This window comes from Salipiger sp. ABF4_146 (assembly GCF_056161345.1).
In genome coordinates this window covers 477,398-493,467 of the sequence record NZ_JBSWYX010000001.1, presented here as the reverse complement: position 1 = coordinate 493,467, position 16,070 = coordinate 477,398, and the positions used below count along the sequence as shown (strand labels likewise).

General features: G+C 66.9%; 13 protein-coding genes. 7 read left to right on the top strand and 6 right to left on the bottom strand.

Annotation, left to right across the window (positions count from 1 at the left end; genetic code table 11):
• The first annotated feature begins 1 nt into the window (after nucleotide 1).
• From ACXAJT_RS02380 to mltG, 5 genes are all read left to right on the top strand, one after another.
• The gene (locus ACXAJT_RS02380) at nucleotides 2-1,078 is read left to right on the top strand and encodes a DUF1513 domain-containing protein (RefSeq protein ID WP_475232588.1); all 1,077 of its coding nucleotides are present in this window, start codon (nucleotides 2-4) and stop codon (nucleotides 1,076-1,078) included.
• A gap of 148 nt (nucleotides 1,079-1,226) precedes the next feature.
• Complete coding sequence (locus ACXAJT_RS02375; RefSeq protein ID WP_475232586.1) at nucleotides 1,227-2,516, top strand: DUF3422 family protein; 1,290 nt, start codon at nucleotides 1,227-1,229, stop codon at nucleotides 2,514-2,516.
• 91 nt (nucleotides 2,517-2,607) lie between these two features.
• Complete coding sequence (locus ACXAJT_RS02370; protein ID WP_475232584.1) at nucleotides 2,608-3,402, top strand: glycosyl transferase; 795 nt, start codon at nucleotides 2,608-2,610, stop codon at nucleotides 3,400-3,402.
• 94 nt (nucleotides 3,403-3,496) lie between these two features.
• Nucleotides 3,497-4,756, top strand: a complete 1,260-nt coding sequence (gene fabF, locus ACXAJT_RS02365; protein ID WP_475232582.1) for a beta-ketoacyl-ACP synthase II — start codon at nucleotides 3,497-3,499, stop codon at nucleotides 4,754-4,756.
• 1 nt (nucleotide 4,757) lies between these two features.
• On the top strand, nucleotides 4,758-5,915 hold the full coding sequence (gene mltG, locus ACXAJT_RS02360) for an endolytic transglycosylase MltG (RefSeq protein ID WP_475232580.1): 1,158 nt from the start codon (nucleotides 4,758-4,760) through the stop codon (nucleotides 5,913-5,915).
• Nucleotides 5,916-6,013: 98 nt separating this feature from the next.
• On the opposite strand, the gene rsmA is transcribed toward mltG, so the two are convergent.
• The 6 genes from rsmA to lptF form a co-directional block, all read right to left on the bottom strand.
• Nucleotides 6,014-6,853, bottom strand: a complete 840-nt coding sequence (gene rsmA / locus ACXAJT_RS02355) for a 16S rRNA (adenine(1518)-N(6)/adenine(1519)-N(6))-dimethyltransferase RsmA (protein WP_475232578.1) — start codon at nucleotides 6,851-6,853, stop codon at nucleotides 6,014-6,016.
• Between the two features lie 95 nt (nucleotides 6,854-6,948).
• A complete protein-coding gene (pdxA, locus tag ACXAJT_RS02350; RefSeq protein WP_475232576.1) occupies nucleotides 6,949-7,929 on the bottom strand; it encodes a 4-hydroxythreonine-4-phosphate dehydrogenase PdxA in 981 nt (326 codons plus the stop codon).
• A complete protein-coding gene (locus ACXAJT_RS02345; protein ID WP_475232574.1) occupies nucleotides 7,926-9,164 on the bottom strand; it encodes a peptidylprolyl isomerase in 1,239 nt (412 codons plus the stop codon). The genes pdxA and ACXAJT_RS02345 overlap by 4 nt, the downstream gene beginning before the upstream one ends.
• Entirely contained in the window at nucleotides 9,155-11,341 is a 2,187-nt protein-coding gene (locus ACXAJT_RS02340) for an LPS-assembly protein LptD (protein WP_475232573.1), read from the bottom strand. Before ACXAJT_RS02340 ends, ACXAJT_RS02345 begins: the two co-directional genes overlap by 10 nt.
• Nucleotides 11,338-12,432, bottom strand: a complete 1,095-nt coding sequence (gene lptG, locus ACXAJT_RS02335) for an LPS export ABC transporter permease LptG (RefSeq protein ID WP_475232571.1) — start codon at nucleotides 12,430-12,432, stop codon at nucleotides 11,338-11,340. Before lptG ends, ACXAJT_RS02340 begins: the two co-directional genes overlap by 4 nt.
• Nucleotides 12,429-13,553, bottom strand: coding sequence for an LPS export ABC transporter permease LptF (gene lptF / locus ACXAJT_RS02330; protein WP_475232569.1), 1,125 nt, complete (start codon nucleotides 13,551-13,553; stop codon nucleotides 12,429-12,431). The genes lptG and lptF overlap by 4 nt, the downstream gene beginning before the upstream one ends.
• 173 nt (nucleotides 13,554-13,726) lie before the next feature.
• Here lptF and ACXAJT_RS02325 point away from each other — a divergent pair, with 173 nt between their 5' ends.
• Nucleotides 13,727-15,199: a leucyl aminopeptidase gene (locus tag ACXAJT_RS02325; protein ID WP_475232567.1), complete on the top strand. Its 1,473-nt coding sequence runs from the start codon at nucleotides 13,727-13,729 to the stop codon at nucleotides 15,197-15,199.
• A gap of 105 nt (nucleotides 15,200-15,304) precedes the next feature.
• Entirely contained in the window at nucleotides 15,305-15,763 is a 459-nt protein-coding gene (locus ACXAJT_RS02320; RefSeq protein WP_475232565.1) for a DNA polymerase III subunit chi, read from the top strand.
• The last annotated feature ends 307 nt before the right edge of the window (nucleotides 15,764-16,070 follow it).

Below are 16,070 nucleotides of genomic sequence, written 5' to 3'. Positions count from 1 at the left end.
CATGACCACCCGCCGCAGCTTTCTCGCCAGCCTGCTGGCCGTTTCGGCCGCGCCCGCCACGGGCTGGGCGGCGGTGGGTGATCCGGCCTATCTGGCCGCCGCGAAACAGGCAGATGGCAGTTTTGCGCTGATCGGCCTGCGCGAAGACGGGGCCGAGGCCTTTCGCGTGCCGCTTCCCGCGCGCGGCCATGCCGCCTGCGCCCATCCCAGCCGCGCCGAGGCCGTGGGCTTTGCCCGTCGTCCCGGCACCTACGCTCTGGTCATCGACTGTCTCACCGGCGAGGTGCTGCACGAGCTCAGCGCGCCCGAGGGCCACAGCTTCAACGGCCACGGCGCGTTTTCCGCCGATGGCACGGTGCTGTTTACCTCCGAACAGCAGGCCGAGGGCAGCGCCGGGCGGATCGGCGTCTGGGACGTCGAGGTGGGCTACAAGCGGGTATCGGATTTTCCGACGCATGGCTTGGGCCCGCACGAGCTGCGGCTGATGCCGGACGGGCAGAGCCTCGTGGTGGCCAATGGCGGCATCCAGACCGACGCATGGGACCGCACCAAGCTCAACATCGACACGATGGCGCCGAACCTTGCCTATGTCGGCCTCGATGGCGCGCTGCTGGAGATGGTGGAGCTTGAGGCAGACCTGCATCAGAACTCGATCCGCCATCTTGCGCTGCGCGACGACGGGCTGGTGGGGTTTTGCATGCAATGGCAGGGCGCGCCGGGGGCGGCGACGCCGCTGCTGGGCCTTCACCGGCGGGGCGCGGTGCCGGTGCTCTGCGGCGCGCCGCTGGGTGATGAACTGGCGATGAACGGCTATGCGGGCAGCGTCGCCTTTGCGGGCGGCGGGCGTGAGATCGCCATCACCTCGCCGCGCGGCGGGCGTATCCATCGCTTCTCGGACGCAGGCGACTTCCTTGGTGCGGTGTCGCGCAGCGATGTCTGCGGTCTGGCGACGCATGCGGGCGGCTATCTTGCCAGCGACGGGCTGGGCGGGCTGATCGAGGTGCGCGGCGCCGCGCCGAAACCGCTGCGCCGCGCCGATGTGGCTTGGGACAACCATCTGGTGCGTATTGCTGGCTGAGTAAGGGCTTCGGCGGTCCTGTGGCCGGGCTCCCGCTTCGCGCGGTATACAAAAGTATTCACCTAATATGCTGAAATTGCTGGTGTAATTTCTTTACATCGCGCGGTGTCTGGCTACTGTCGGGAAAAAGACGCACGGAGCCACATGAATGCCGCCCATCGAAGACCATCCGCTGCGCTATCAGCTTGCCAACGAGCTGCATGCCCGGCCTTTTCCGGCGCTCGAGGCACCGTGCCGGGCGATTTATCTGGCGATCAAGCGGCCAAATGATGCCGCCTCGCGCGATCGCGGTGCCGATCTGGCGCATCTGATCGACCTGCTCGACCGGCATGGCGCGCCACACCCGCAGCCCGACGCCAAGCATTACTCGGGCCGGATCGGCAAGGCCGAGATCAAGTGGGAACTGCACACCGAGTTCGTCACCTACACCGCCTTTCTGCCGGGGCTGGGGGACACGCCCTTCGATCCGCGCGATTTCGGTGTGTTCCCCGAGGATTGGCTGGCCAAGGCGCCGGGCGTCAGGATGACCTCGGCGAGCATCCGCATCGCGCCGCGTCCTGCCGATCCGGACCAGATGAACGCGGCGTTCACAGATTGGTTCGTCGCCGACAGCGTTGCGGTGAGCCGGATGCTGGACGACGCGCTGGTGGTGGGCGGAGACTTCCGCATCGACCCGGCCGGGCACCAGCGGTTCGCCATCTTCGTCAGCCCCGGCGTGGGCGAGCGCCGGGTGGGCCGCGTGGTGCAGCGGATCTGCGAGATCGAGGTCTACAAGACCATGGCGATGCTCGGGTTCACCCGCGTCAGCGCCATCCGCTCGGATCTCATTCGCATCGACGAAGATCTGACGCGCCTCTCCACTGAAATGACCCATGGCGACACGCCCGAGGAAGATACGCTGCGCGCGCTGCTTCGGGTGTCGTCAGAGCTTGAGACGGTGGCGGCGCAGAGCGCCTTCCGGCTTTCGGCAACGGCGGCCTATGAGGCGCTGGTAAGCCAGCGCATCGCGGTGCTGCGCGAAGAGCGGTTCGAGGGGCGGCAGACCTTTCGCGAGTTCATGGCGCGGCGTTTCGATCCCGCCATGCGCACGGTGAAAAGCAGTGAAAAGCAGCTTTCGGACATGTCCGCCCGCGCCATGCGCGCCGCCGAACTTCTTCGGACGAGTGTGGAGGTCAAACGCTCAGCCCAGAACCAGGATATTCTGGCCAGCATGGACAAGCGCGCGGACCAGCAGCTGCAGTTGCAGACCACGGTCGAGGGGCTGTCGGTGGTGGCGATTTCTTACTACGCGGTCTCGCTGGTGGGCTATCTTCTGTACCCGATGGCGGATGCCATCGGCATCTCGAAGGGCATGCTCACCGCGCTTGCGGTGCTGCCGGTGGTGGTGCTGGTCTGGCTGGGCATTCACCGCATCCGCCACAAGATGGAAGGGCACTAGCGCCCGCGGGCCGCGCGGCGATTTTGTCCGAAAGGTTGGCACTTTCCCGCGCCTTCAGCTAAAGCGCGGGAAAGACCGTTCGGAGAGCAGCATGCGCGCCAATATCTTCTGCATCAAATGGGGCACGGCTTTCGGCCCGGAATACGTCAACCGGCTGTATTCCGGTGTGCGGCGGCACATGGATCGCCCGGTGCGCTTCTTTTGCATGACCGAACACGCCGAGGGGCTGCATCCGGACATCGAGATCATCGATCTGCCCACCGAACCCTTCGCCGAGCCGATGGCGGCTGCGCTGGCGGTGGCCAACCGGCAGGGCGCGATGCGCAAGGTTTCGCTGTTCCGCCCGGGGCTTGTGCCCGATCTGGATGGCCCGGTTCTGGGCTTTGATCTCGACGTCGTGATCACCGGGCCGCTGGGAGAAATTCACGATCTCGCGCCCGGCACCATCGCCATGCGCCACGACTGGACCGAGAAGCGCAAGGGCCGGCCCACCGGGCATGGCTCGGTGTTCCGCTTCGATCCGGCGCAGCACATGTTTCTCTATGAGGACCTTGCGGCCAACCCCTACGCCGAGGTCGAGAAGGCCCGTGGGTCCGAGCAGCGCTACACCTCTCATAAGGCGATGGATAACGAGGTTTTCACTTACATTCCAGACCCTTGGGTTGTGTCGTTCAAGTACGACTGCAACCCGTTCCCGGGCAACTGGCTGCACGCGCCGCGGCTGCCGGACGAGGCCCGCGTGGTGTGTTTCCACGGCCACCCCAAGATGTCCGAGGCGCTGGAGGGCTACAACGGCAGCCTGATCCGCCATTCCAAGCCCTGCGACTGGCTGCGCGAGCACTGGATCGAGCGGGCACGCGCGGATCTTGGCCAAGATTGGGCCTGAGCGGGCGGCAAGATTAACCGTTATGCTTGCCGAATACGCCGCCCGCGCGGTAAGAGCGGCGTCAACGTTAGAAACTTGAGAGAGAGGCAGAGCAATGCGTCGCGTTGTGGTTACCGGGCTGGGGCTTGTCACGCCGCTGGCGGATGGCGTTGAAAAAAGCTGGGAGCGTATTCTGGACGGCAAGTCGGGCGCTGGCCCGATCACCGGCTTCGATACCGAAGGCCTGACCACCACCTACGCGTGCGAAGTGCCGCTGGGCGACGGGTCGGACGGCACGTTCAACGCCGACGCCTATATGGAGCCGAAAGAACAGCGCAAGGTCGACACCTTCATTCTCTTCGGCATGGCGGCGGCGCAGCAGGCGGTGGAAGATTCCGGCTGGATGCCCGAAGACAAAGAAGACCTCGAGCGTACCGGCGTTCTGATCGGCTCGGGCATCGGTGGTCTCAACTCCATCGCCAACACCGCCGTGATGATGGAGCAGAAGGGCCCGCGCCGCGTGTCGCCGTTCTTTGTGCCCGGCGCGCTGATCAACCTGATCTCCGGTCAGGTGTCGATCAAATACGGCTTCCGCGGCCCGAACCACTCGGTGGTCACCGCCTGTTCGACCGGCGCGCACGCCATCGGCGACGCGATGCGCCTGATCAAATACGGCGACGCCGACGTAATGGTCGCGGGCGGCGCCGAGGCGGCGATCTGCAAGATCGGCATCGCCGGTTTCAACGCCTGCAAGGCGCTCAGCACCAAGCGCGCGGACGATCCTCAGAAGGCGAGCCGCCCCTATGACGCCGATCGCGACGGCTTTGTCATGGGCGAGGGCGCGGGCATCGTCGTGCTGGAAGAGTACGAGCACGCCAAGGCGCGCGGCGCGAAGATCTACGCCGAGGTGATCGGCTACGGCCTGTCAGGCGACGCCTATCACATCACCGCCCCGTCGGAAGATGGCGACGGCGCCCTGCGCTCGATGGGCGCGGCGCTGAAGTCGGCGGGCCTCGAGGCAAACCAGATCGACTACATCAACGCCCACGGCACCTCGACCATGGCCGACACCATCGAGCTTGGCGCGGTCGAGAAGCTGCTCGGCGATCACGCGGGCAATGTCACCATGTCGTCGACCAAATCGGCCACAGGGCACCTGCTTGGCGCTGCCGGCGCGATCGAGGCGATCTTCTCGATCCTCGCGATCCGCGATCAGGTCGCACCGCCGACGATCAACCTCGACAACCCGGCGGTGGAGACGCCCATCGATCTCGCCCCCAACGCCAAGCGCGCGCGCAAGGTCGATTATGCCCTGTCCAACAGCTTTGGCTTTGGTGGCACCAACGCCAGCGTGATCTTCGGGAAGGTCAGCTAACATGTGGCGCAACATCGCCTCCAACGCGATGACCTTTCTGGTGGTGCTGGTGTTTCTCGCTGGCGGGCTGCTGCTCTGGGCTCAGAACGAGTACAGCGCCGAGGGTCCGCTGGCGCAGCCGATGTGCCTTCAGGTCGAACGCGGCTCCAACTTCAACCGCGTGTCGCAGGACCTGGTTGAGCAGGGCGCCATCAGTTCCGACGTGATCTTCCGCCTCGGCGCCGATTACACCGACAAGGCGTCGCAGCTGAAGGCCGGGTCCTATCTCGTGCCGGAACACGCCTCGATGACGCAGATCACCGAGATCGTCACCCGTGGTGGCGCCTCGACCTGCGGCACCGAAGTGGTCTACCGCGTCGGCGTGAACAGCGCCGAGGTGCAGGTGCGCGAGCTTGACCCCGAGACCGGTCGCTATGTGGAGCGGATCGAGTTCGATCCGGCCAGCGACGCGCCGCGCCCCGAGGGCTATGAGGCGGTCAAATCCGAGGTCGGCACGCGCTTCCGCGTGGCGCTGGCCGAGGGCGTGACCAGCTGGAAGGTGGTCGAGGAACTGGGCCAGATCGACGTGCTGGAAGGCGAGATCGCCGAACGTCCCGCCGAAGGATCGCTGGCGCCGGACAGCTACGAGATCAGCCCCGGCGACAGCCGTGCCGATCTTATCGCGCGGATGACGCAGGCGCAGGAGGCGATTCTCGCCGAGGCGTGGCAGAACCGCGCCGACGACCTGCCCTATGACAGCCCCGAAGAGGCGCTGATCATGGCATCGATCGTCGAGAAGGAAACCGGCGTCGCCGAAGAGCGTCCGATGGTGGCCTCGGTCTTCGTCAACCGCATCGAACGCGGCATGCGCCTGCAGACCGACCCGACGGTGATCTACGGGCTGACCAATGGCGAGGGTGTGCTGGGCCGCGGCTTGCGGCAGTCGGAGTTGCGCGGCGAGACGCCCTACAACACCTATGTCATCGACGGCCTGCCGCCGACCCCGATCGCCAACCCGGGTCGCGCCAGCATCGAGGCGGCGCTGAACCCGGCGCAATCGGAGTACGTCTACTTCGTGGCCGACGGCACGGGCGGCCATGCCTTCGCCGAGACGCTGGCCGAGCACAACCGCAACGTCGCCGCATGGCGCGAGATCGAGGCCGAGCGCGCGGGGAACTGAGCGCGCTTTGTCTCAGACAGGAAAGGCCGGGCATGATGCCCGGCCTTTTTCGTTTTCGGATGGGCGTCGGCGAACCGGGCCCGCGCGCGGCCGGTGGCTCAGCCCTTCAGCACCCGCGCCAGCGCGCAGAACTGCTCGAGCGAGACCTGCTCGGCGCGGTCTGTGGGCTGGATGCCCGCCGCCAGCAGCTTGTCCTCGATGTCCGGCGCCAGACCCTTGAGCGCGGCGCGCAGCATCTTGCGGCGCTGGTTGAAGGCCATGGCGACCACCCGCTCCAGCGTCTTGGCGTCGGCGGGGTAGCGCGGCTCTGGCAGGGCCTTGAGGTGCACCACCGCCGAAGACACTTTTGGCGGCGGGGTGAAGGCCGAGGGCGGCAGGCTGAGCACGATGCGCGCCTCGCAGCGCCATTGCGCCAGCAGCGCCAGCCGCCCGTAAGCCTTGGTGCCCGGCTGCGCCACGATGCGCTCGGCCACCTCGCGCTGGAACATCAGCGTCAGGGTCGACCAGAACGGCGGCCAGTCGGTCGGGGTCAGCCAGCGCACCAGCAACTCGGTGCCGACGTTGTAGGGCAGGTTGGCGCAGATCGCGATCGGCGGGCTCAGCTTTGCCAGCGGGTCGATCTCCAGCGCGTCGCCGTTGATCACCTCGAGCCGGCCATCGTAGTGCTGCACGATCTCGTCGAGCGCGGGCAGGCAGCGCGCGTCCTTTTCCACCGCCAGCACCCGCCGCGCGCCTTCGGCGAGCAGCCCGCGGGTCAGCCCGCCGGGGCCGGGGCCGATCTCCAGCACGTCCATGTTCGACAGATCGCCCGCCGCCCGCGCGATCTTGGCGGTCAGGTTGAGATCGAGCAGGAAATTCTGCCCGAGCGATTTCTTGGCGCTCAGCTGGTGGGTGGCGATCACCTCGCGCAGCGGAGGAAGGCCGTCAATCCCGCTCATGCTTTCATCTTTCCTTAAATACTCCGGGGTGTGCCCGCAGGGCGAGGGGCAGAGCCCCTCCTCTCGGTGGGACGGGGCAGAGCCCCTCTATACCTCTACCCCCGCGCCGTGCCAGCCGAAAGCTCGGCGGCCATGCGCAGGGCCGCCAGTGTCGAGGATGGGTTCGCCAGCCCCTTGCCCGCGATGTCGAAGGCGGTGCCATGGTCGGGCGAGGTGCGCACGAAGGGCAGGCCGAGCGTGACGTTGACGCCCTCGTCGAAGCCCAGCGTCTTTACGGGGATCAGCGCCTGATCGTGGTACATGCACACCGCCACGTCATAGCGGGCGCGGGCGGCACCGTGGAACATGGTGTCGGCGGGCAGCGGGCCGAGCAGGTCCATGCCCTCTGCCCGCAGGCGCTCCAGAAGCGGCGCGATCATCTCGATTTCCTGCCGCCCCATGCGCCCGCCTTCGCCAGCGTGCGGGTTGAGGCCCGAAACGGCGATGCGCGGTCGGGCGATGCCGAAGCCCGCCATGGCGGCGTAGGTGATCCGCAGCCGCGCTTCGAGCAGGTCTTCGGTCAGCGCCTGCGGCACGTCCTCTAGCGCGATATGGATGGTGGCGGGCACTACCTTCAGCTCGGGGCAGGCCAGCATCATGACGACCTCTGGCACGCCGCCGAGATGGGCAAGAAACTCGGTGTGGCCGGGGAAGGCAAAACCGCAGCCTTCGGCCAGCGCCTGCTTGGAGATAGGCAGCGTGCAGAGCGCCGCCGCCTCGCCGGACTGGCACAGCGCCACGCCGCGTTCGATGGCCGCAACGACGCCCGCCGCCTGCGCCGCCTGCGGCGCGCCGGGCACGCGCGGGCCGGGCATCTCCTGCGCCAGCACGGGCAGGCCGCGTCGGGACGCCTCTGCGGCCTCGGCGGGGTGGTCGATGATCACATGCGGCACGCTGCCGGGCAGGTGCTGCGGTGCGCCGATCCAGAAGAACGGCAGAGACGCGCCGAGGGCGCTCCACGCGGCCTCGGCAAGCTCCGGTCCGATGCCCGAGGGCTCGCCGCAGGAAAGCGCGACGGGCAGCCGGGGCACGCTCATTTCTCGACGATGCGGGCGTTGGCGCGCAGTTGCGCGAGATAGGCCTCGGCAAGCTGGTTGAGGCGCTGGTTGCGCAATCCGAGCGTCACCTGCTGGCGGTCGGCGTCGGCGCTGACCTCGGGGGTGCGGCCGCACATCATCAGGAACATCAGGGTCTGTCCATTTGAGCGGGTGAGCGCCGTCGACACCTCTCCGGGATCGAGCTTGGACAGCTCATAGGCGATATCGGTGGGGATCTCCGACGGCGCCTGCTGGTGGCGCTGCAGCACCTCGGCGGGCTGGCCTTGGGCGATGCCATAGAGATCGTCGCAGCGGTCGATCTGGCTGGCCAGAACACGCGCCTGAGCCAGCGTCTCGGCGCTGCGGCCCCCGGCCATGTAGTAGGTGGCGTAGTCGACCGACGCGATCTCGGGTTCGGAATAGCCGCTCTCTTCGACCTGACGCATCTGGAACAGCGCCACGGCGCCTTGGATCGGGATCGGCGCGGTGACCTCGCCCGGCGACAGGCCGATCACCAGCGGACGCAGCACCGGCGGCAGCTCGTTGAGGTCCTGCCACGGCAGGCGGCCGCCTTCGCCACGGGTCGCGGTGGCCGAATATTCGCGCGCGGCGGCAGAGAACTCAGCCGTCGAGCGGTAGCCCGAGATGCGTTCGGCGAGGTTCTGCACCTGCGCTTCGGTGCCGGGGCGGATCGGAATAATGATCTCCGATAGCAGCACGCGCACGTTGGAGCCGGTGCCGGTGCCCGAAAGCGCCCGGTCGACCTCGGCATCGCTGACCTGCGCGCGCGCCTGAAAGCGTGCCTGCACCAGCCGGCGCCATGCCGAGCCCGCGCGGACGAACTGGCGGAAGGTTTCTTCGTCGACGCCATTGCTGGCGAGCAGGGCGACAAACTCTTCGCGGCTGAGGTTGCCGCGCTGCGCGAACTCGGCCATGCCGTCGTTGATCTCTTCCTCGCTCGGCTCGATCCCGGCGTCGGTGGCGGCCTGCAGGCGCAGCCGGTCGTCGATCAACTGCTCGCGCGCCAGTTGCTGCGGGTTCTGGCCGGAGTTCAGCACCTGGATCATCCGCGCGCGCTGCTGGATCTCGTAGTTGGTGATGACCATCTCATCGACGGTGATCGCGGGCGAGAACAGGCCCTGCGCCGGCAGCGCGGCGGGGGCCAGCGCCAGACCGACCGCGCAGACGACGGAACGAAGAAGGCGGGCCGGAAAACGTGCGGGGGTCACTTGCATGTGCGTCGATACTCCTTGGCGCTGTCCGCGGTGCCGAAGCCTGTCAGCGCGACGGAAAGGCCGAATTCGGTTGACGGTTCCAGGTTGCTCGACGACGCGTATTTGCGGGTTGCCGAGAAATCCACCTGGACGCATTCATTGCGGTATTGCAGGCCCAGACCGGCGCGGTCAAGCCGTTGATCGGCAAGGTCGTAGCGCCATTCTGCCGAGGTGGTCCAGTTGCGGGCGAAGCGGTAGCTGCCATCGAGCGACCATTCCGACTGCGTCTCGTCCCGGTCCTCGTCGGGATCCTGCACCAGCAGCAGGTACGAAGCGCCCAGATCGATCCGCGCATTGGACCAATCGACGCGCGCCTCGGCCTTGTTGAAGTCGGTCATCCCGCCCATCAGGCCGCGCGCCGAGATCGTCAGCCCGGTCTCATTGCTGAACCCCGCGGCGACCAGCCAGTCGGACATCCGGCTGTCGAGCCCCGAAGAGCGGCTGAAATCCTCGTCCACCTCGTCTTGCCAGACCCGGCCGAGGGTCATCCCCGCGCGCCAGCCATCGGGCGCCTCGTGCAGCCAGCGCAGGCCGGTGGCCAGCGTCTGCCCGTGTTCGCGCCGGTCGGCGGCCGGGAAGCGCGACAGCGCCAGCAGGTTGCCCTCGTCGAACTCGACGCGGGTGCTTTCGTCCGCAACGATGTCGACCCGCGTGCCGCCAACCAGCCCGTATTGCATGACCGGCTCGAGCAGCGTGCTGGCGCCATCGGCGCCGTGACGGATCAGCGGCCAGCGCAGTTCGACGGCGGTGCCAGCCATGGCGCGCGACACGTCGCTGTCAGAGCTGCTGTCCTGCCGGTAGTCGTAGCGGTCGAACCACAGGTGGTTGGTCCAGCCCATGCGGATGCCGCCGGCCAGCGTCCAGCGCCTGCGCCAGCTTGCTTCGGCGGTCAGCCGCGCCACGTCGCGCCCGATGATGTCCTCGTTGGACGTGCGGTAGTGGCTGTGCAGTTCCGTGCCGAGGCGCAGCTCGCCGCCGATGCGGTCGGGGAAGTAGCGTTTCTCGTAGGTGGTGTCGAAGATCCACGACGGCAGTTCGGCGTCCTTCTCCGAGGCGCGCAGCGACTGATAGTGCACCAGCCCGATGCGCAGCAGATCGTCGGCGCGGGCGCGCGAGACTTTGATCGAACTGTCGAGCCGGTCGAGGTCGTAGTCGTCGTAATCGTAGTCGTTGAGGTAGGCCTCGTCGCTGACCATCTTCAGGTCGAAATCGAGTTGAAATTCGTTGCGCAGGCCGAAGTTGCCCTCGGCAAAAAGATAGCCGCGGGTGGTGTCATCGGTCAGCGTGTCGCGGGTGAGCGCGCCGTTGAGTTCGACGTCGCCGCGGGCGAAGGCGCGGCGGTAGCGCGCTTCGAGCGTCTTGGTGACCGGCGAGATATAGGGCGTCAGCGTGACGTCCTGATGATCTCCGATGGGGATGAAGTAGGGCAGTTTCAGCCCAAAGCCGAGCAGGGTCGAACTGCGCACCGTTGGGATCAGGAAGCCGCGTGTGCGCTCCAGCGTCGGGTCGGGCAGACGCATGCTGGGCACCCAGAACACCGGCACGTCGAGCACGCGCAGCTGTGCGCCCTCGAAGTAGATCTGCCGGGCTTCCTCGTCGTGCACGACGCGCTGCGCGCGGATCGACCACAGCGGCACTTCTTCCTGACCGCAGACCTGACAGGAGGTGACCGCAACGCGGCTGAGCTGGGTGAAGCGGCCCTCGGCGCGGCGCGCTTCGACCGCGGCAAGCTGCAACTGCTCGTCCATCACCATGCGCGCGCCGCTCAGGATGCCGTTGCGCAGGCCCTCTTCAAGCTCGGCGCTGTCGGCCAGCATCAGGTTGCCCGAAGCGTCGGTGATGCGGATCGGGCCGTCGATTTGCAGGCTGTCGGCCTGCTGGTCGTAGACGATGCGGTTGGCGGTGAGCCGCGTGCCGTCCTGCAGCGCTTCGACGTTGCCTTCGGCGATCAGTCGATTGTCGCCTTGCACATAGACGTTGTCGGCCACGAGAAGGGCGGGCGCCGCGGCCTCTTCACCGGCGCTGGGTTGGCCGGTGCTCAGTGGGGGGGTCTGCGCGCGCAGCGGCTCTGGCAGGGTCGCGCACAGCGGCAGGCCGAGGGCCAGCGCCGCCGCAAGCAGGCGGGTATGGGGGGTCATCCTTCCTCCATCTGAAGCACCAGACCCAGCGCCAGCAGCAAGGCGGCGACGGGCGGCACCCAAGCGGCAAGCAGCGGGTTCAGCTGCCCGTTTTCGCCGAGGATCTGCGCGAAGTTCCGGACATAGTAAAGCCCGAAGCCGAGCATCACCGAGCCAAGCACCGAAAGCCCGGTATTGGCCAGCCGCGCCGGGCGCATGGTGAAACCCGCGGCGACCAGCACCATGGCCACCAGAAACACCGGCTGCGCCAGTTCCGACTGCAGCCAAACAATGTGGCGCCGGGCCGAGAAACCGGCCTCCTCCAGCCCGTCGATGAAGGCGGGCAGTTCCCAGATCGGGATCGCCGAGGGCTGGCCGAAGCGGTCGCGGATGCCGTCTTGGGTAAGGTTCGACGGCAGGCGCATCTCGTCGTAGCTGAGCGCGGCGGCCTCGGGGTTCACCGCGCCGCGCAGTGGCCATGTCTTGGCATTGGTCAGCACCCAGTCCCCGCCCTCGAGCCGGGCCCGCTCGGCGACAATGCGCTGATCCGGCCCGCCGCCGGGCGCGTATGACACGAAGCTTACGTCATAGAGCACGCTGGCGTCTGGGTTGGTGCGGCTGGCGCGGATCACCGTCTGGCCGTTGGCATCGCCCTGACGCAGCCACAGACCCTCTGCGCCGATCGACAGCACCGAACCGCCGTCGCTGTCCCATTCCTGTTCGAGGTCGGCGGCGCGCTTCGAGGTGGCGGCGACGATCGGGTTGACCATGGCCACGGCAAGGCCGCCGATCACCAGCGCCACGCCCGCCGGGCCCATCAGGCTGGCCAGCCCCGAGCGGCCCGCGGCACGGCTGACCACCAGTTCCGAGCTGCGCGCCAGCGACACGCACAGCGAGATCGCGGCAAGGATCATCACCAGCGGCAGGATGGTGTAGACGCCCTCTGGCAGCTTCAGCAGGGTAATATGGACGACCTGACCAAAGCCCTGATCCTCGCCGAACTTGCGCAGTTGCTCGACCAGATCGACGAGGAAGAAAAACAGCGCGAAGATCAGCCCGATCGCGAGAAAGAGCTTCAGGAAGCGGCGGGCGAAATAGAAATGCAGGATCATGCGGCGGCTCCGGAGGCGGCCTGACGGCGCCGCGCGGCGCCGGGGCGACGGGGGCGGGCGGCACGCCAGAGCATCAGCCCGGTGATGCCAAAGCCGGTAAGACTGGGCAGGTAGATCAGCGGCCAGAGCGCGCCATTGCCGCGCACCGGGGTGGCGACGGCGCTTTCGATGATCTTGATCAGCACCAGCAGGAAGATTGCGCCGATGATCTGTCGGGTGACACCAAAGCGCGAGAAGCTGCCGGTCATCAGCGCCGCATAGCCGATCAGCGCGGCAACAACGCAGAGCAGCGGCTGCTCGAAGCGCATATGGGCCTCTTCCAGCACCTCGCCGACCGAGTCGTTGACCTCTTCGGCGACCGCCTCGGTGTCAGTCAGCAACTCCAGCGTGCCGATCTGCCGGGCGCGGCGACCGGGCCGCCGGTCGGGGGTGATCAGGCCGGAAATGTCGTAGGTCAGATCGGTGAAGGTGGTGGTCGACAGCGTGTTGTCTGCCAAGCGCAGGGTCTCGGCGATACCCTCGACCATGGTCAGCATGGTATCGCCGCCGTCGCCGCGCAGGATGTAAGCGGTGCGCGCGGTATAGATCACTTCGCGCCCCTCCTGACGGCGGTCCGACAGAAAGACGTCGCGCAGTTCCCCCTCGGGCGAGATCTCGCGGATGTAGAAGGTAACGCCGCGGGTGGGGTGCAGGAAGGTGCCTTCGTGCAGCAGCCGGGCCGAAACCGATCCCGAAATCTCGGCCTCGCGTTCGCGCAGTTGGGCGATGGAAAGCGGCACCAGCGCATGGGTCAGCACCGCCATCATCGCACCGATAATCACCCCGAACACCAGCACCGGGCGCGCAAGCCGCCACGGCGAGAAGCCGGCGGCCTGCACAACGATAAGCTCCGAATCGTTGCTGGCGCGGTTGGTGACGTAGACGGCGGCGGCAAAGGCCGCGATTGGCAGCACGATGGCGATCACCGCGGGCAGGCTGAGCAGCGTGAACTCGAGAAAAATTCCGCCGGTGTGACCGTCGGCGATCAGGTCGCCAAAGAGGTTCACCGCACGGTTCACCCAATAGACCATCACCAGCACCAGCGAGAAAAATCCGAACAGGATCATGAGCTGCGACAGCATGTATCTGTCGAATCTCTGCACTCGATTTCCCCCGGCTTTCCTTTGGTCTCGACCCTAGACGATCGGTCATCGTCGGAAAAGGTGCCTCTGGTCAAGCCGATTGCGGGCCACTAGGACTGTGGGACAAACACAAAGACGACAGACGAGACGACCGACAACGGGAAGGACGGCGGATGAGCAAGCTGCGCGATTTCGAATTTTCTGCGGTGGATCTGGATGGGCTGGCGGACCGGCAGGGCCGCGTGGTGCTGCTGATCAACGCCGAAGGGCGGATGAGCCCCGGTGCCCGCCGTCTGAACCGTCTGACCAAGGGCGCCGTGGCGCGGCTGCTGGCCTCGGACCGCTGGGAGAAGGCGAAACCGGCAGAGGTGATCTCGCTGGCCTTTCCGACCGGGCTTGAAGCGGAGGCGCTGGATATCGTGAAGCTGGAGCGCCGCCCCTCTGTCGCGGAGGCGCGCAAGGCGGGGGCGGCGTTGGCGCGCGTGGCGGGCGCCACGGCTCTGACCATCGTCGGCGAGAGCACCGCGCGCTTGCCGCAGTTGGCGCTGGCATTGGCGCTGCGCGGGCACACGGTGGTCAATCACAAGAGCGAGAGCGGCGATCTTCCGTCGCCTGCCACCATCCTGTGCGCCAAGCCCGAGCAGACCGAGACCGCAGCCGCCTCTCTTCTGGCGGTGGCCGAAGGCGTTGCCTTTACCCGCGATCTGGTGAGCGAGCCCGCCAATGTGCTGACCACCGAAGAATTCGCCGCGCGTCTCGAGGCGCTGACCGAGCTTGGTGTCGAGGTCGAGGTGCTCGACGAAGACCGGATGGCCGAGCTTGGGATGAACGCGCTGTTGGCCGTGGGGCAGGGATCTGCCGCGCCGTCGAAGATGGTGGTGATGCGCTGGAAAGGCGCCGAGGGCGATCCGCTGGCGCTGGTCGGCAAGGGCGTGGTGTTTGACACCGGCGGCATCTCGCTGAAGCCGGGCGCGGGCATGGAAGACATGACCATGGACATGGGTGGCGCGGGCACCGTCGCGGGCGTGATGAAGGCGCTGGCGCTGCGCAAGGCACCGGCGCATGTGGTCGGCCTTGTCGGGCTGGTCGAGAACATGCCTTCGGGCACTGCGATGCGCCCGGGCGACATCGTGACATCCATGAAAGGCGACACCATCGAGATCCTCAACACCGACGCCGAGGGGCGGCTGGTGCTGTGCGATGTGCTTTGGTACGCGCAGGAGCACGTGAAGCCCGCCGCGATGGTCGATCTGGCCACGCTCACCGGGGCCTGCATCGTCGCGCTGGGGCACGAGAACGCCGCTGTCTACGCCAATGAGGACGGCTTTGCCCGCGATTTCCTCAAGGCCGCCGAGACCGAGGGCGAGGGCGCATGGCGCATGCCGTTGGCGCAGGCCTATGACGACATGCTCAAATCGCCGCTTGCCGACATGAAGAACATCGGCGGGCGTCCGGCGGGCTCGATCACCGCGGCGCAGTTCCTCAAGCGTTTCGTGCGGGACGACATGCCGTGGATCCACCTCGATATCGCCGGGGTCGCCAAGGTGAAGGCGGCGACGCTTCTGGCGCCGGCAGGCGCGACTGGCTGGGGCGTGCTGTCGCTTGACCGTCTGGTGCGCGAGCGTTTCGAGACCGCCGAGGACTGAGGGCTGCAGGCGATGATCCCTCCCGCGCGGCGCTGTGCTGGCCCGCGGAGGGGGGGCGGCGCCTGCGGCGAAACCCACGCGAAAGCCGATCACGGAGCCTGACCCATGGGCGTTGCGATGTTCTACCATCTCACCCGGCGACCGCTGGAAGAGACCTTGCCGATGCTGCTGGAGAAGTCTCTGGCCGCAGGCTGGCGCGTCGCGGTGCGCGGCGCCGATCCGGGGCGGCTTGACTGGCTGGACGAGCGGCTGTGGCTGGGGCCGGAGGATGGGTTTTTGCCGCACGGCCGGGCCGGGGGCGCGCATGATGCGCAGCAACCGGTGCTGCTGACCGACCGCGCGGAGGCGCCCAATGGCGCAAGCTGTCTGATGTCGGTGGACGGCGCCGAGGTCTCGGCCGAGGACGTGCGCCAGATGGAACGTGTTTGCATCCTGTTCGACGGCATGGACGAGCGCGCGCTGACGCAGGCGCGCGGCCAGTGGAAGGCGCTGACCGCCGCCGGGTGCAAGGCGCAATACTGGTCCGAGGAAAGCGGTCGGTGGGAGAAGAAGGCCGAATCCTGAGGCGGTCCGCGATCGGTACACGCCCGAGATCGGCCAAATAGCGTGTGTATGCGTTTGCCTGCTCGCGCCTTGCGAGAAAAAATCCTTGTAATTTTGCAACACTCAGAAAACAGGGAAATATTATACATTTTTCGCGATGTTTTTAGCTCGAAATGTCATCTTGCTTACACTGCGTCGGCAATAATTCTCCTAGACATAACCACGCCGCCGGGCTGCGCGACTCGTGTGGAAACGGCGGTGTCTTGCGCGGGTTTACCCGCAAGAGGGTGAGGGTATACGAGTAACGGCCGTTTCAACTCCGCTCTTG

Bases quoted from the DNA above. Each gene is read 5' to 3' on its own strand.
- ACXAJT_RS02380 (WP_475232588.1), top strand. From the start codon at position 2: ATGACCACCCGCCGCAGCTTTCTCGCCAGCCTGCTGGCCGTTTCGGCC.
- ACXAJT_RS02375 (WP_475232586.1), top strand. From the start codon at position 1,227: ATGCCGCCCATCGAAGACCATCCGCTGCGCTATCAGCTTGCCAACGAG.
- ACXAJT_RS02370 (WP_475232584.1), top strand. From the start codon at position 2,608: ATGCGCGCCAATATCTTCTGCATCAAATGGGGCACGGCTTTCGGCCCG.
- fabF (WP_475232582.1), top strand. From the start codon at position 3,497: ATGCGTCGCGTTGTGGTTACCGGGCTGGGGCTTGTCACGCCGCTGGCG.
- mltG (WP_475232580.1), top strand. From the start codon at position 4,758: ATGTGGCGCAACATCGCCTCCAACGCGATGACCTTTCTGGTGGTGCTG.
- rsmA (WP_475232578.1), bottom strand. From the start codon at position 6,853: ATGAGCGGGATTGACGGCCTTCCTCCGCTGCGCGAGGTGATCGCCACC.
- pdxA (WP_475232576.1), bottom strand. From the start codon at position 7,929: ATGAGCGTGCCCCGGCTGCCCGTCGCGCTTTCCTGCGGCGAGCCCTCG.
- ACXAJT_RS02345 (WP_475232574.1), bottom strand. From the start codon at position 9,164: ATGCAAGTGACCCCCGCACGTTTTCCGGCCCGCCTTCTTCGTTCCGTC.
- ACXAJT_RS02340 (WP_475232573.1), bottom strand. From the start codon at position 11,341: ATGACCCCCCATACCCGCCTGCTTGCGGCGGCGCTGGCCCTCGGCCTG.
- lptG (WP_475232571.1), bottom strand. From the start codon at position 12,432: ATGATCCTGCATTTCTATTTCGCCCGCCGCTTCCTGAAGCTCTTTCTC.
- lptF (WP_475232569.1), bottom strand. From the start codon at position 13,553: ATGCTGTCGCAGCTCATGATCCTGTTCGGATTTTTCTCGCTGGTGCTG.
- ACXAJT_RS02325 (WP_475232567.1), top strand. From the start codon at position 13,727: ATGAGCAAGCTGCGCGATTTCGAATTTTCTGCGGTGGATCTGGATGGG.
- ACXAJT_RS02320 (WP_475232565.1), top strand. From the start codon at position 15,305: ATGGGCGTTGCGATGTTCTACCATCTCACCCGGCGACCGCTGGAAGAG.